The sequence below is a fragment of the Duganella sp. BJB1802 genome (genome assembly GCF_013369445.1).
GTDB lineage: Bacteria > Pseudomonadota > Gammaproteobacteria > Burkholderiales > Burkholderiaceae_D > Rugamonas > Rugamonas vulcania_A.
Genome location: NZ_JABWEF010000001.1, coordinates 22,670 through 36,838, shown reverse-complemented (window position 1 = coordinate 36,838; position 14,169 = coordinate 22,670). Strand labels below are relative to the sequence as shown.

At 67.9% G+C, this 14,169-nt stretch carries 14 protein-coding genes; 4 read left to right on the top strand and 10 right to left on the bottom strand.

Translation table 11 applies throughout. The annotated features are described in order from the left end of the window. The first annotated feature begins 11 nt into the window (after positions 1 to 11). A complete protein-coding gene (locus HUX88_RS00190; RefSeq protein WP_176360428.1) occupies positions 12 to 2,402 on the top strand; it encodes a hypothetical protein in 2,391 nt (796 codons plus the stop codon). 2 nt (positions 2,403 to 2,404) lie between these two features. Here HUX88_RS00190 and HUX88_RS00185 read toward each other — a convergent pair whose 3' ends face one another. The 7 genes from HUX88_RS00185 to HUX88_RS00155 form a co-directional block, all read right to left on the bottom strand. Then, complete coding sequence (locus HUX88_RS00185) at positions 2,405 to 2,818, bottom strand: hypothetical protein (RefSeq protein ID WP_176360427.1); 414 nt, start codon at positions 2,816 to 2,818, stop codon at positions 2,405 to 2,407. 19 nt (positions 2,819 to 2,837) lie between these two features. Then, positions 2,838 to 3,362 (bottom strand): phage tail protein, encoded by a 525-nt coding sequence (locus HUX88_RS00180; RefSeq protein ID WP_176360426.1) that lies wholly within the window; start codon positions 3,360 to 3,362, stop codon positions 2,838 to 2,840. A gap of 9 nt (positions 3,363 to 3,371) precedes the next feature. Then, positions 3,372 to 3,911, bottom strand: a complete 540-nt coding sequence (locus HUX88_RS00175) for a phage tail protein (protein WP_176360425.1) — start codon at positions 3,909 to 3,911, stop codon at positions 3,372 to 3,374. A gap of 24 nt (positions 3,912 to 3,935) precedes the next feature. After that, positions 3,936 to 4,448: a phage tail protein gene (locus HUX88_RS00170; protein ID WP_176360424.1), complete on the bottom strand. Its 513-nt coding sequence runs from the start codon at positions 4,446 to 4,448 to the stop codon at positions 3,936 to 3,938. Between the two features lie 95 nt (positions 4,449 to 4,543). Beyond that, the gene (locus HUX88_RS00165) at positions 4,544 to 5,140 is read right to left on the bottom strand and encodes a PEP-CTERM sorting domain-containing protein (RefSeq protein WP_176360423.1); all 597 of its coding nucleotides are present in this window, start codon (positions 5,138 to 5,140) and stop codon (positions 4,544 to 4,546) included. 154 nt (positions 5,141 to 5,294) lie between these two features. Beyond that, positions 5,295 to 6,392, bottom strand: a complete 1,098-nt coding sequence (locus HUX88_RS00160) for an SMP-30/gluconolactonase/LRE family protein (RefSeq protein WP_229219132.1) — start codon at positions 6,390 to 6,392, stop codon at positions 5,295 to 5,297. A gap of 70 nt (positions 6,393 to 6,462) precedes the next feature. After that, a complete protein-coding gene (locus HUX88_RS00155; protein ID WP_176360421.1) occupies positions 6,463 to 7,368 on the bottom strand; it encodes a LysR substrate-binding domain-containing protein in 906 nt (301 codons plus the stop codon). A 100-nt stretch (positions 7,369 to 7,468) separates the two neighbouring features. Here HUX88_RS00155 and HUX88_RS00150 point away from each other — a divergent pair, with 100 nt between their 5' ends. Genes HUX88_RS00150 through HUX88_RS00140 form a run of 3 tightly spaced genes read left to right on the top strand, consistent with a single transcriptional unit; the run spans position 7,469 to position 8,741 of the window. Next, positions 7,469 to 7,789 (top strand): carboxymuconolactone decarboxylase family protein, encoded by a 321-nt coding sequence (locus tag HUX88_RS00150; protein WP_176360420.1) that lies wholly within the window; start codon positions 7,469 to 7,471, stop codon positions 7,787 to 7,789. Further along, positions 7,786 to 8,181 carry a tautomerase family protein gene (locus HUX88_RS00145; protein ID WP_307720819.1) on the top strand — a complete coding sequence of 132 codons (396 nt, stop codon included), beginning with the start codon at positions 7,786 to 7,788 and terminating at the stop codon, positions 8,179 to 8,181. The genes HUX88_RS00150 and HUX88_RS00145 overlap by 4 nt, the downstream gene beginning before the upstream one ends. After that, the gene (locus tag HUX88_RS00140) at positions 8,178 to 8,741 is read left to right on the top strand and encodes a DUF4865 family protein (RefSeq protein ID WP_176360419.1); all 564 of its coding nucleotides are present in this window, start codon (positions 8,178 to 8,180) and stop codon (positions 8,739 to 8,741) included. Before HUX88_RS00145 ends, HUX88_RS00140 begins: the two co-directional genes overlap by 4 nt. Here HUX88_RS00140 and HUX88_RS00135 read toward each other — a convergent pair whose 3' ends face one another. From HUX88_RS00135 to HUX88_RS00125, 3 genes are all read right to left on the bottom strand, one after another. After that, the gene (locus HUX88_RS00135; RefSeq protein ID WP_373886733.1) at positions 8,742 to 10,223 is read right to left on the bottom strand and encodes a flagellin; all 1,482 of its coding nucleotides are present in this window, start codon (positions 10,221 to 10,223) and stop codon (positions 8,742 to 8,744) included. Between the two features lie 69 nt (positions 10,224 to 10,292). After that, positions 10,293 to 11,888, bottom strand: a complete 1,596-nt coding sequence (locus HUX88_RS00130) for an SEL1-like repeat protein (RefSeq protein WP_176360418.1) — start codon at positions 11,886 to 11,888, stop codon at positions 10,293 to 10,295. Positions 11,889 to 11,895: 7 nt separating this feature from the next. Then, positions 11,896 to 14,166, bottom strand: coding sequence for a putative bifunctional diguanylate cyclase/phosphodiesterase (locus HUX88_RS00125; protein ID WP_373886632.1), 2,271 nt, complete (start codon positions 14,164 to 14,166; stop codon positions 11,896 to 11,898). Between the last annotated feature and the right edge of the window lie 3 nt (positions 14,167 to 14,169).

Here is a 14,169-nt window from a genome sequence, read left to right as displayed (position 1 = left end):
GAGCACAAGACATGAGCAAGCAAGAGAACACGGCGGCCGAGCGTTACAGCGCGCTGCGCGAGAAGCTGGGCCCGCACCACGCACCCGAAGGTTTGTATTTGCGGAACAAGAACCTGCCCTTCGTCGGCCGCGTGCAGTGCAACGTCGCGCGCCTGGAGAGCGGCAGCTGGAACGAGATCGTGCTCGACTACGAAGTGGGCGCGGCCGGCCTGGCCGACGGCGGCTGGTTCAAGGCCACGTTCAAGTTCTATTCCGACTGGGCGCTGTTCCAGAGCAGCGATCCGACCGCCGCGAACTTCATCAGCGCCGAGTACCACGCCGGCCCGCTGCAACCGGGCCAGAGCCCGGCCACCGTGCAATCGCTGAGCATCCGCTTCGACCAGAAAGGCCACGAGCGGCCGTTCCAGAAGGCGCTGATCGTCGACGTGGTGGACGGCTACCTGAATGCGGGCGACCACATCGTGATCCGCCTGGGCGACCGGCGCGGCGGCGGTCCCGGCACCCGGGTGCAGACCTTCGTCGAGGACAACTTCCGCTTCCGCTGCTACGTCGATCCGCTGGGCACCTCGCGCTTCGTCGCGGTGCCGGGCGACGTGGTGATCGACATCGCCGCCGGCGCGCCGGCGCGGCTGCTGGTGAACGGCCCGCGCTTCGCGCATCCGGGGCAGGCGCTGCCGTTCCGCATCTCCGTGCTGGACCGCTGGGGCAACGCCTGCAAGGACAGCGGCGGCACGCTGCGCCTGCGCGCCTACGCCGGCGAGCGCCAGGTGTACGAGCGCGAGTATGCGCTGCCTGAAACAGGCTGGTCCAGCATCGGCATCGACGACCTGCCGAGCGACTTCCCGCAACTGCGGCTGGTGGCGGAGCTGCGCGGCGTGCCGCAGGCCGAAGCGCTGGTCACGCTCGACCCCGCCCTGCCGGCGCCGCGCGCCTTCTACGCCGACCTGCACGTGCACGCCAGCGACACGGTCGGCACCAACAGCCCGGCCTACAACGCCGCCTACGCGCGCGACATCGGCGGCATCGACGTGCTGGGCTACACCGCCAACGACTTCCAGATCACCGACGAGAACTGGCAGCTGGGCGTACGCACGGTGGAGGAATTCAACCAGCCCGGCCGCTTCGTCTGCTATCCGGTCCAGGAATGGTGCGGCAGCTCGACCGCCGGCGGCGACCACAACGTGGTGTTCCTGGACGACGCGCCGCCGGACTTCCCCTACAACCAGCAGGGCGAGCACAACCGCACGCTGGTCTGGAACGAGGACATGAAAGGCAGCGCGGTGCAGCTGGGCCGCTGGCCTGTCGAGGAACTGTGGGCCGCCTACGTGGACGACGCCGAGCACCGCCTGATCATGCCGCACGTCGGCGGCCGCCGCTACATCCCCGACTGGCACCATCCCGAACTGGAGCGGCTGGTGGAGATCGCGTCGAGCTGGGGACACTTCGGCTGGCTGTACCAGGACGTCATCGCGCGCGGCTACCAGCTCGGCGTGGCGGCCAGCGGCGACGAGCATCGCGGCCGTCCCGGCGGCGGCCCGCCGGGCACCCAGGTGTTCGGCGTGCACGGCGGCCTGACCGGCGTGATCGCCGACCATCTGGACCGCCGCACCATCGGCCGCGCCCTGCGCGCGCGCCACACCTGGGCCACCACCGGCGAGCACACGGCGCTGCTGGTCCGCTGCGGAAATCACCTGCAAGGCGACGTGGTGCACCAGCGCGGACCGGCCACGCTCGACTACCGCTTTCTCGGCCAGGCCGGTTGGGAAGAGATCGCCGCGTACGATCACAACGGCCTGATCTGGCAGCGCAACCTGCATGAGGAGGCCGGCTATTCCGAGCGCCTGATCCGCCTGCGCTGGGGCGGCGCGCGCATCCCGGACCGCTACCGCTGGGCGGTCTGGCAGGGCCGCATCACCATCCTCAACGGCACCATCAACCGCTTCCAGTCGCAGGGTTTCGAGCATGGCGAGGAAGTGTGCCGCCGCGACGGGCCGACCGACATCGTCTTCCGCAGCGACACCTACGGCGACGCCGACAGCGTCGAGATCGACATCAGCAACCTGCGCCATTGCACCATCAAGGTGGAAGGCAACATCGGCAGCTACGTCAAGGTGGGCGATCCGCTCAAGCCGAATCCGTTCGTGCACAAGCCGCAGTTCAGCTGGGAGATCAGCGGTGCGGAGCTGCTGGCGGCGGGGGGCCTGAAGCTCGACCTGGGCGGCACGGAATTGTTCCTGGCGCTGGAGCGGTTGACCGAACACGCGCTGCCGACCGACCTGTCCGGATCGATCGACATCGCGCCGGACAATGCCGCCTTCGGCCACCGCCCGGTGTATTTCTACGGCCGGCAGCGCGACGACAGCAAGGTCTGGTCCTCGGCGGTCTTCTTGAAGTTCGACTGAACTCAGTTCAGCAGGTTGAAGTCGGCGCGGTAGTAGTTGCCCTCCGGCCCGCTGCCGGCCAGTTGCAAATACATGGTCTGCTTGCCGAGGCCGGCGTGCTCGACTTCATACGCGCCGCTGGCCAGCGACTGGCCGGCCGGCACCGCGAAGGTCAGCGAAAACTGGTCGCCGCGCGCGGCCTCGAACTGGCGCTTGACGCTGAGCAGCGTCATCGCCACGCCCCGGCTGCCCGGATACACATTGAAGCGCTCCTGCACCAGCGGCAGGTAGGCCGCGCTGCCGGCCAGCGCCGGCACCGGCGCGGCGCCAACACTGGCGACGGCCGCCGACCTGGCCTTGGCCGGCTCGGCCGCGCCGCACAGGCCGCTGCCGCCCAGCAGGCCGCCGGTGGCTAATACAAAGGTTCGCCGTTCCATGATGATTCCTTCTCGATGATTAGCTGCGCGGCGGGAAGATGCCCTGCAACGCGATAATGAAATTCAGCTCCAGATAAGGCTGCACATTGTTGTGCGCCTGCCCGCCGCCGGTCGACGCGGCCAGCACGGCGCCGCCCATCGGCAGCAGCGGCGCCGGGCCGATGTACGGCGGCGTCGGCGACACCGCCACCGCCAGCGTGTTGCCGTTCGGGCTGGTGGTGGTGGCCGGCGAGCCGGACGCCAGCATCTGGTGCGCGTGGGCCGGCGTCTGCGCGCCGTTCACGGTGACGGTGGCGGCGCCGCCCGTCTCACCCTGGAACCGTTCGGTCAGGCCGGCGCCCTGGCCGGCGCGCAGCGGCGCGCGCTGGCGCAGGTTGGGCAGCGCGAAGGTGCTCTTGCCGTCGCCGCCGTATTGCGTGCCCAGCAGCGAGAACAGCGCGGTGTTCTGCGCGATCGGCAGCAGTTGGCCATCGCAGGTGGCCCAGCCGGTGGGCGCGAAATTGCCGGCGAAGAGGCGAATTTCCGCAACAAAGGGATCTGCCATGGTGTCTCCTCAGAATTGGGATGGATAAATGCCGAACAGCGAGATGATGAACTGCACGGCCAGGTAGGGCGCCATATTGTCGTGCGGCTGGCTGCCGCCGCCGACGCCAATGGTGCCGGCGCCCATCAACAAATTCGGGCCCGCCGTGCCGTACAGCTTGGGCTTGGCCGGCGGCGCGGCCGGCACCCAGCTGCTGCCGTCGGTGATGTTGATCGCGCCGGTGGCCGGCGGCGGCGCGGCGGTGCTGGCGCTGACCCGGTGGCTGTGCGGCGGGATCTGCGCGGTGGTCAGGGTCACCTGCTCCGCCCCGCCCTTTTCGCCGATCTGGTACGACTCCGCGCCCAGCGCGCCGACGTGCACCGGCACCCGCCCGGTCAGGTCGGGCAGGGCGAAGGTCTCCTGGCCGTCGCCGCCGTAGGTGGTGCCGATCAGGTTGAACAGCGTGTCGTTTTCCGAGATCGGCATCAGCGCGCCGTCGCAGAACGCCCACCCGGCCGGGGCGAAGTTCCCCGCGAACATACGAATTTCACCAACATATGGCATGGACATGAATGGTCTCCTGAAACGGTATGCTTAATTACGCGAAGGGAAAATGCCGCTCAACGCGATGCCGAACATGCTGGTGGCGTAGGGCTGGCGGTTTTCGTGGGGCTGGCCGCCGCCGACGTTGCCGACGCTGCCCGCCGCCAGCGCGGCGCTGCCGTCGTAGCCGTGGAAGACGTTGGCGCCGCCGGCCGGAATTGAGCACAGGTAGTTGCCGCTGGGGCTGGTGGAACGCAGCACATTGGGATCGGTCTGGTTGACCGCCTGCATCGCGTGCGTGTGCTGCGGCAGCTCCTGCGCCGTCAGCGTGTGCATGGCCTCGCCGCCCTGCGCGCCCGGCTGGGCGTTGTGCATCGGCATGCGCCCGCGCAGGTCGGGCAGCGCGAAGTTGGTGCGGCCGTCGCCGCCGTACATGGTGCCCAGCAGGGAAAACAGCGCCTGGTTCTGGTTGATCGACAACAGCTGTCCGTCGCAACGCGCCCAGCCCTTGGGAATGTAGTTGAAACTGAACATGCGGATTTCGCCCAAAAATGGTAGAGACATGGTCGCTCCTGATGGCAAGAGATGCCGCGCCGGTGCGGCCGGGCGGCGGATGGAAAATGCGCCGTCGGACGACGGCGTACAGGCAAGGGGAAGTATCAGCCGCGTCGGCGCCGCTTGGCGCGGCCGGCCAGCAGCAGTCCGCCCAGGCCCAGCGACAGCATCAGCGCGGACGAGGGTTCGGGCACGGCGGTCATCACCAGCGAGACGTTGTCGAGCTCGGTGTAGTCGTAGAGGTTGCGATTGGAGAACTGCAGCCAGGTCGACGCCTTGTCGGTGCTCAGGTTGTTGATGACGTAGTGGGTCCAGTCGCCGCTGGTGTTGGTCTGGTGCCAGACCACGGCGCCGTTGAACAGCACCTGGGAATCGTTGACCACCGGCGTCGTGCCGTACGACGTGTCGAAGCGCAGCAGGTCGAATTCCAGGGTGTATTTGTAGCCGGCGTGGGTGGCGATCTGCTGGCCCAGCAGGCCGGCGCTGTCGGAATTGCCATCCCAGAACACCCGGTTGAGCACGTTGGACAGCGGTGTGCCGGAATAGTCGAAGCCGACAAATTGCAGCGAGGTGTCGCCGCCTTGGGTCCAGGCCGCCAGCGAGGCTTGGGAGAAATCGCCATCGTCCACCAGGTTGGCGGCAAAGGCGGACGGGGCGCCGAACGCGGCGGCGCACAGCAGGACGGACAATAACTTACGCATGGCTAACCTTCAAAAAGATTGAGGATTTGGCGAGCAACAGTGCGCGTATTTTACTGCAATCATCTCAACAAATTGTCATTATGATAGCGACAGTCAAAAATATTGCCGAAACGTTGTTTTTTGTCGAAGTAACAAGCCATGAGCATATTGACAATTACTTTTCGGCGTCCTTCCAGCCGATATCGCCGGCCGTGACGTTGTGGATGTACAGGCGCCCCGCCGCCTCGGTGACGCCGGTGGTGACCGGCGCGCCGCCGCCCGGGTCCTGCAGGTCGGCGACGATGCGGCCGTCCGCGGTGAACGCCACCACATGGCCGTAGGACTTGGGCTCGGGCCACAGCGCGCGCGGCACGCGCAGCATCAGCTTGCGCAGCCAGGGCTTGTCGGCCATCTTGTCGAGGTCGTTGCGCTGGCCGGACAGGCCCAGCCAGATGCGGCCGCCGGCGCCGCGCACCAGGTTGTCCGGATAGCCGGGCAGGTTGTCGAGCAGCACCTGCGCCTGCGGCGAGGCCACGCGCACGTCCAGCCCCGCCGCGTCGACGGCGATTTTCCAGACCCGGTACTTGCCGCTCTCGGACACGTACAGCCAGCGCTGGTCCTCGCTCAGCAGCACGCCGTTGGCGAAGCTCAGGCCGCCGGCCAGCACGCGCGTGGCCCGGCTGGCCGGATCGTATTCCAGCACGCGCCCGGTCGACGATTGCTCCAGCACGTCCAGCATGGCCGCGCCCATGGTGTCGCGCCGCACCGGCGCGAAGCGCTGCGAGGCGTCGCTGAAGTAGATCTTGCCGTTGGCCGCGACCGCCACGCCGTCGGCGAAGCGGATCGGATCGCCACCGACCTGGTCGGCCAGCACGCGCACGCTCCGGTCCGGCGCCACCGACAGCAGGCCCTTGACGGCGTCCGCCACGATCAGGTTGCCGGCGCCGTCGAAGGCCAGGCCGAGCGGGCGGCCGCCGGTGTCGGCATAGGTTTCCAGCGCCGAGCCGTCGGCCTGCATGCGCAGGATCTTGCCGCTGGCGACGCCGGTGTAGAGCTTGCCGTCCGGGCCGGCCAGCACATGCTCGGGTCCGACCTCGCCGCCCAGCGGAATCTGCCGCAGGCCAGACAGGCGCTGGTTGACCGCGTGCACGCCGGTGTAGCCGGGCGGCGTGGGCGCGGTCCAGCTGACCGGCACGATGGGCACCGGCCACAGGCTGAGATAGGCGGCGGCAAGCAATGCTGCAAACATGGAGACCCTGGCGATTTTTTTCATGACGCCCAGTCTACGCAATCCCTACGCCGAATGGCAAACCCTGTTTCACCCCGGGGCGGGGCGCTGGAAATCAGGCGGCCTGCGCCGGCGCCGGTTCCAGCAAGGGCTCCAGCGCCTCAAGCACGATATCGTGCAGGCGCTGCGCGGGCGGATTCAGCTGCGCCTCCATCCGATGCAGGCGCAGGGCGATCATCGGCAGCGCCGGCAGCGCAAGGTCGTCCAGAGCGCCGAGGCGGGGCGGCAGGACCAGGCCGGTACGCACCGTCACGCCCAGGCCGGCGGCCACGGCGGCCCAGACGCCGCCCAGCCCCGGACTGCTGAAGGCGATCCGCCACGGGATGCCGGCGCGGTCCAGCGCGGCGGTGGCGATGCTGCGCATCGTGCACGGCGCTTCCATCATCACCAGCGGCAGCGGTTCGCCGTCGCGCAGCATGGCGGGCGCGTCCGCCGCGACTATCCAGCGCAGCGGCAGCCGGGCGATCACCGGCGCGCTGTGCGAGGGCGGGACCAGGGCGGCGTCGCTGTCCCAGGCCAGCGCCAGGTCCAGCCGTCCGCCCGCCATCTGCGCCATCAGGTCCGCGTTGCGCGCCACCCGCGCCTCCACCCGCAGCCGCGGATGCACGCGCGCGAAGCGCCCCAGCACTTCGGTCAGCAGATGCTCGCCGAAATCCTCCTGCATGCCCAGTCGCACGCTGCCGGCCAGCTCGGCGCCGCGCACCGCCGTGGCGGCCTCGTCGTTCAGCTCCAGCAGCCGGCGCGCGTAGCCGAGCAGCGCTTCGCCGGCCGAGGTCGTCACCATGCCGCGCCCTTCCTTGCGCAGCACCGGCATGCCCAGCTGGTCCTCCAGCTTTTTCAGCTGCGCGCTGACGGCCGAGGTGGAACGGCCCAGCCGGTCCGCCGCCTTGGCGAAGCTGCCCAGGTCCACGCCGGTCACGAAGGTGCGCAACACATCCAGGTCAAACGTAATCCGCCGCATGATCATCCCGATTTTCTGAACTGTTGATCAAAATATTCCTGATTTTCCGGATCAAGATAGTCCTGTATCGTGGACCTGTCAAATCAAACAGGAGCACGCCATGGCGTCGACGGCGGGACAACAAAGCATGGGCAGCCACGCCCCCAAGCTGGCGGAACTGACCGACAAGGTGCTGTTCGACGACGTCTGGCAGCGGCCGGGCTTGTCGCAGCGGGACCGCAGCGTCATCACCGTGTCGGCGCTGATCGCGATGAACCGGGTCGAGCAGCTGCCCTTCCATCTGCAACGGGCGCGCGACAACGGCGTCACGCGCGACGAGATCGCCGAACTGATCACCCACTTGGCGTTTTATTCCGGCTGGCCGACCGCCGCCTCCGCCATCACCGTGTTCAAACAACTGGAGGAAACATCATGCCCATGAGCCGCATCTCCCTGCTGAAAGGGAAATCCCCCGAGTACCTGGCCGCGCTGTCGAACAGCCTGCACCGCGCCATGGTCGAGGCCTTCAACGTGCCGCCGAAGGACCGCTTCCAGATGATCCACCAGCACGAGCCGCACGAGCTGGTCTTCGACCGCGACTACGAAAGCCCGTCCGGCCCGCGCTCCGACGACTTCGTGCTGATCAACATCACCATCGGCAAGCCGCGCAGCACCGAGATGAAGCAAGCCTTCTACCGCCGCCTGGTCGAGCTGCTGGCCGAGGCGCCCGGCCTGCGGCCGCAGGATGTGATGGTGGTGGTGTCGAGCTCGCAGGGCGACGACTGGTCGTTCAGCGGCGGCGCCCCGGCCGCCAGCCTGTGGAGGCCGGCATGATCGCGATGCAGTACAGCTTCGCGCTGCCGGCCGACTACGACATGGCCATCGTGCGCGAGCGCATCGGCAGCAAGGGTCCGCTGCTGGACCGCCTGCCGCACCTGGCGTTCAAGGCCTACCTGTACGCCGAGCGCGGCGAATCGAAAGAGAACCTGTACGCGCCGTTCTACCTGTGGCACAGCGAGACCGGCATGCACGACTTCCTCAACGGCCCCGGATTCGCCGGCGTGGCGCAGGCCTTCGGCTGGCCGTCGGTGCGCACCTGGACACCGTGGCACGCCAGCGTCGGCGCCGACATCAGGCAGGCGCGCCACGCCACCCGCAGCGTCGAGGCGATCGCGCCCCACAGCGACCTGGCGCAACTGCGTCAGCGGGAGGAGCAGCACGCGCGCCACGCGCTCGAATGCGGCGCGCTGGCGGTGATGATCGGCTTCGAGCCGGGCAACTGGAGCATCGTGCGCCTGTGCCTGTGGCGCGGCGAACCGGCCCTGCCGCCGCTGCCGCACGAGCAGCGCTACCGGGTCGGCCACGTGTCGGCGCCCGAAGCAGTTCAGCAGTAATCAGCGCAGCAGCATCAGCGCGTTGCGCGGCTGGGCGTTGGCCTGCGCCAGCATCGAGGCGCCGGCCTCGCGCAGGATGCTGGCGCGGGTCAGCTGCGCGGTCTCGCTGGCGTAGTCGGTGTCGCGGATGCGCGAGCGCGCCGCCGCCAGGTTGTTGGCGCCGATCTCGGCGTTGCTGGCCACCGCCGACAGCCGGTTGCTGGTCGCGCCCAGCATGGCGCGGATGGTGGTCACTTCGTCTATCTTGCCGTCGAAGTAGTCCAGCGCCGCGCTGGCGCCGCTGAAGTTGGACAAGTCCTGCACCGGCTCGCCGCCGCTGTACACATCCTGCAGCACCAGCTGCGGCGGCCCGACGATGACCGACGCCTGCTTGCCCGCGCTCAGTCCCGCCTTGGCCGGATTGGCGCCGCCGATGCTCATCGAATGCGCGCCCAGCCGCGCGGCCTCGGTCACGGTGACCGTGCCCTTGTTGTTCCCCAACGCCAGGCCCAGCGACGCGGCGCTGCCGGCGTTCGATTCGGTGATGACGATATCGCGGCCGTCCGCCGCGCTCAGTGTCAGCGTGCCGCCGGCGGCGCTGGCGGTCACGCCGCTGGCGCCGGAGGCGGCGGAGATCGCGCCGGCGGCGTTGGCCGCGCGGACCGCGGCGGTGGCGCCGGCGATGGCGCCGATGCTCACGCCGTTGACGGAAAAGCTGCCGCCGGCCAGCGCGCCGGTGGCGCCGACATCGCCCGACAAGGTGTTGGCGGCGCTGGCCGTCACGTTGCGCACATTGGCCGCGTTGATGGCGGCCGCCACCGCGAAGGCGCTGCCCGCGTTCTGCCCCGGCAGCGCGCCGGCCGACGAGGCGCCCACCGCCGTGTTATTGATGACCAGGTCGCCGTAAGCGATCGGCCCCAGCACCGCCGTGCCCACTGCCGTGGACTGCTGCGGCGCGATGTTGACCAGCTGCTTGCTGTAGCCGGTCGGCACCAGCGCGGCCGGAATCGACAGCGCCAGCGTCTGGTCCGCCCCGGCGCCGATCTGCAACTGCTGCGAGAACGACCCGTCCAGCAGGCCCAGGTTGTTGTAGCGCGCGCCGGCCACGATGTCCACGTTGGACGCCGCCAACGCCGTCACTTCGCCCTGGATGGCCGCGCGGTCGCTCTGGCTGTTGGTGTCGTTGGCGGCCTGCACCGCCAGCTCGCGCATGCGCTGGAAATTATTGAGCAGCTGGCCGGCCGCGCCGTCCGCCACCTGCAGTAGCGAAATGCCATCGTTGATGTTTTGCCTGGCCTTGTTCAAGCCGTTGATGCCCGAAGTCATGCGCTCGCTGATGGCCAGGCCGGCCGCGTCGTCGCGCGCCGAGTTGATGCGCTGGCCGCTGGAGAGCTTTTGCAGACGCACAGCCATGTCCTCGCCCGCCAGCGCATAGCTGCGCTGGACGTTCAGGGCGGAGAGGTTGGTGTTGATCTGCATGCCGATGGCTTCCGATGCCGCCACGGAGTGACGGTTGTCGTTTAACTTACGGCAATAATCGGCGGTACTTGAGCCGCCGGGCGGCAAAAGACCTCAGCCCGGCAACAGCTCCAGGCGCTCGCGGGCCTGCGCCAGCTGGGCGCTGTCCATGCGCGCGGCGGCATTTTTCAGATAGCGGCCGGCGGCGGCATAGCCGTTGCGCTCGGCCATCGCCAGCCAGGTCCAGGCCTGCGCGATATCGGCGCGCACGCCCTGGCCGACCATGAACATCAGGCCAAGATTGAACTGCGCGCGCGCGTGGCCCTGGCCGGCGGCCTGCAGATACCAGCGGTGCGCCTGCGCGTAATCCTGCGCCAGGCCCTGGCCGTTGTCGTAGCGCAGGCCCAGCGCGAACTGCGCCAGCGCGTGGCCCTGCTCGGCCGCCTTGGCGTACCAGGCGTTGGCCTGCGCGCAATCGGGCTGCGGGCCGTCGTCCTTGTCGAACAACAGGCCCAGGTTGTACTGGGCCGCCGCGTAATCCTGCTCGGCGGCGCGGCGATACCAGGCCATGGCCTTGCGGTCGTCGCGCGGCACGCCGCGTCCCGTCTCGTAGCGCAGGCCCAGGTCGAACTGCGCGCGCAGGTGGCCCTGGTCGGCCGCCTTGCGGTACCAGAAGATCGCCTCCTGCGGATCCTGCACCACGCCGTGGCCGGCGTCGTACAGCATGCCCAGATGGTATTGCGCGCCGGGGAAGCCCTGCTCGGCCGCCTTGCGGTACCAGAACTGCGCCTGCTCGTAATCCTGCGGCACGCCCTGGCCATGATCGTAGCGCAGGCCCAGGTTGTTCTGTGCCGCCGCGTGGCCCTGCTCGGCCGCCTTGCGGTACCAGTCCATCGCCTTCTGCTCGTCGCGCGGCACGCCCTGGCCGTTGTCGTAGATCAGGCCCAGGTTGAACTGCGAGCTGGCGTGGTCCTGCTCCGCCGCGCGGCGATACCACAGGATGGCCTTCTGGCTGTCCTGCGCGATGCCGTCGCCCTTGTCGAAGCGCAGCGCCAGGTTGAACTGCGCCGGCGCGTAGCCCTGGTCGGCCGCCTTGCGGTACCAGGACATCGCCTGGCCCACGTCCTGCGGCACGCCCTGGCCGTTGTCGTAGCGCAGGCCAAGGTTGAACTGCGCGCGCGGATAGCCCTGCTCCGCCGCCTTGCGGTACCACGCGATGGCCTGCTTGAAATCCTGCGGCACGCCCTTGCCGGTGTCGTACATCATGCCGAGATTATTTTGCGCGCCGGCGTCGCCCTGGTCGGCGGCCTTGCTGAACCAGTACATGGCCTTCTGCGTATCGGCGTCGATGCCCTGGCCTTTGGCGTACAGCCAGCCCAGATTGTACTGCGCGGCGGCGTAGCCCTGCTCGGCGGCCAGCTGGTACCACGCGGCGGCCTCCTGGTAATTCTGCTCGACGCCCTGGCCCTTCTGGTACATCACGCCCAGGTTGTACTGCGCGTGTTCGAGGCCGGACTGCGCGGCCTGGCGATACCACACCACCGCCAGCTCATAGCTCTGCGCCACGCCCTGGCCGTTGAAGTACATGAAGCCCAGGCTGTGCTGGGCGTTGGCGACGCCGCGTTCGGCCAATCCCTTGACGCGCAAGAATTCGGCCGTTTGAGTGCTGCCGTTGTTTGCGTCGGCTTCGTTGGGACTGTATTTCGTCATACTCTGTTCAAGCTTGGATCGCGATCATCGCCGGTTGGGGGTCTACGTTGGTGACGGCGTGCAGCGCGTGCGCCGAAGGCATGGCGGTCAGGCGGCCCTGCTCCTGCAGCACGTCCATGAAACTGGTCAGCGAAATCGGGCGGTGGTACAGGTAGCCCTGCATCGTGGTGCAGCCGTTGGCCTGCAGGTAGCGCGCCTGCACCTCGGTCTCCACGCCCTCCGCCACCAGGTGCAGGCCAAGCCCGCGCGCGATGGAGATGATCGCCAGGATCACCGGGTAGTGGCCATTCTCGTCGTGGATCTCCTTGACGAAGGACTGGTCGATCTTGATCGTGTGGATGGGGAAGCGGTGCAGGTACGACAGCGACGAATAGCCGGTGCCGAAATCGTCGATCGCCACCGACACGCCCAGCTGGCACAACTTGTTGAGCTGCTCGATCGCGTACTGCGGATTGCGGATGCAGATGTTCTCGGTGATCTCGACCTCGATCTGCGCCGGCGAAATGCCGTAGCGCGTCAACGCGCCGCGCATCTTCTCGAAGAAGTCGCCACGGTCCAGGTATTGCGGCGACAGGTTCAGCGACAGGCGGATAGACTCGCCGCCGGCCGCGTTCCACTGCAGCAGGTCGCGGCACAGCGCGCCCAGCATCCAGTCGGAGATCGGCAGCATCAGGCCATTGTCTTCGGCGAACGGCAGGAACTCGCCGGCCGACAGCAGCCCGCGCTGCGGATGGTTCCAGCGCATCAGGCCCTCGGCGCCGATGATGCGGCCGGTGGCCACGTCGACCTGCGGCTGGTAGTACATTTCCAGTTCGTTCAGCTCCAGCGCCTTGCGCAGGCTCTGCTCCAGCGCGATCTTCTGGTGCGACACATCCAGCATCGAGTTGTGATAGAAGCTGTGGCCATTCTTGCCCAGCGCCTTGACCTGGTACATGGCGATGTCCGCGTGGCGCAGCAGCTCGTCGATGGTCTCGCCGTCGCCAGGATAGATGGCGATGCCGATCGAGGCCGAGATGTGCACCTCGTGGCCATCGAGGTCGAACGGCTTGTGCAGGCTTTCGAGGAATTTGTCGGCGATGGACTTGGCGTCCTGGCGGTCGCGCAGCTCCGGCAGCACGATGGTGAACTCGTCGCCGCCCTGGCGCGCCAGCGTGTCGCCGCGGCGCAAACAGTCTTTGAGGCGCGTCGCCACCTGCTGCAGCAGCTCGTCGCCCTTGACGTGGCCCAGCGTGTCGTTGACCAGCTTGAAGCGATCGAGGTCGATGAACATCACCGCCAACTCGGTCAGCTTGCGCTTGGCCTGGATCACGGCCAGTCCCAGGCGGTCCTTGAACAGCATGCGGTTCGGCAGGTCGGTCAGGATGTCGTGGTAGGCCTGGTAGGAGATCACTTCCTCGGCGCGTTTGCGGTCGGTGATGTCGCGCGCCACGCCGTAGGTGCCGAAGAACTCGTGCTTCTTCACCTCGTGGTCCGGGATGTGCATGCCGATCGCGTTGAGCGAAATCGTCATCAGCGTGTTGTTGAAGGTGCGCTCGATGCCGCTGCCGGTGTTGCACTTCAGGCGCAGCTCGACGTTGCGCGAGGCGCGTTCATCGACGCGGCGCTCGTTGAAGGCGTAGCGCGCGCGCTCCTGGTCCTCGTCGTGCACCAGCACCGAGTAGTGGCGGCCGATCAGCTCTTCGCGGGTGAAGCCCAGCAGCTGCTGCACGCGGTCGTTCACGAAGGTGAACTTGCCCTCGTGGTTCAGGGTGTAGATGATGTCCGGCGAGCTGTCCACCAGGTAGCGGTACATCTTCTCGGAGTTCTCCAGCTTGGAGGCGATGCGCTCGTTGTCGATGGCCAGGCGGCGCTTCTGCAGCGCGTTCTCCACCGTCTTGAGCAGCTCCTCGCGGCTGTAGGGCTTGCGCAGGTAGTCGTAGGCGCCGCGCTTCAGGGCGCCGATGGCCGCCTCGATGCCGACATCGCCGCTCATGACGATGACGTCGCCGTCGATCTCCTTGGCGTTGATGAAGTCCATGATCTCGTGGCCGCTCATGTCGGGCAGGCGCAGGTCGAGCAGGATCAGGTCGAACTTCAACCGGGTCAGCTGCGCCAGCGCTTCGCTGCCGCAGGTCGCGGTGACCAGGTGGTAGTCGCGGTCGCGCAGCAGTTCGTACAGGGATGACAGCAGGCGCGGCTCGTCGTCTACGAGCAGGATGCGCGGGCAGTTGTCGGGAAGGGCGACGGGGGCGTGGTCGTCCGTAGCAGCGGTTAGGCTGGCTGGGTTCAGGTTCATCATGGC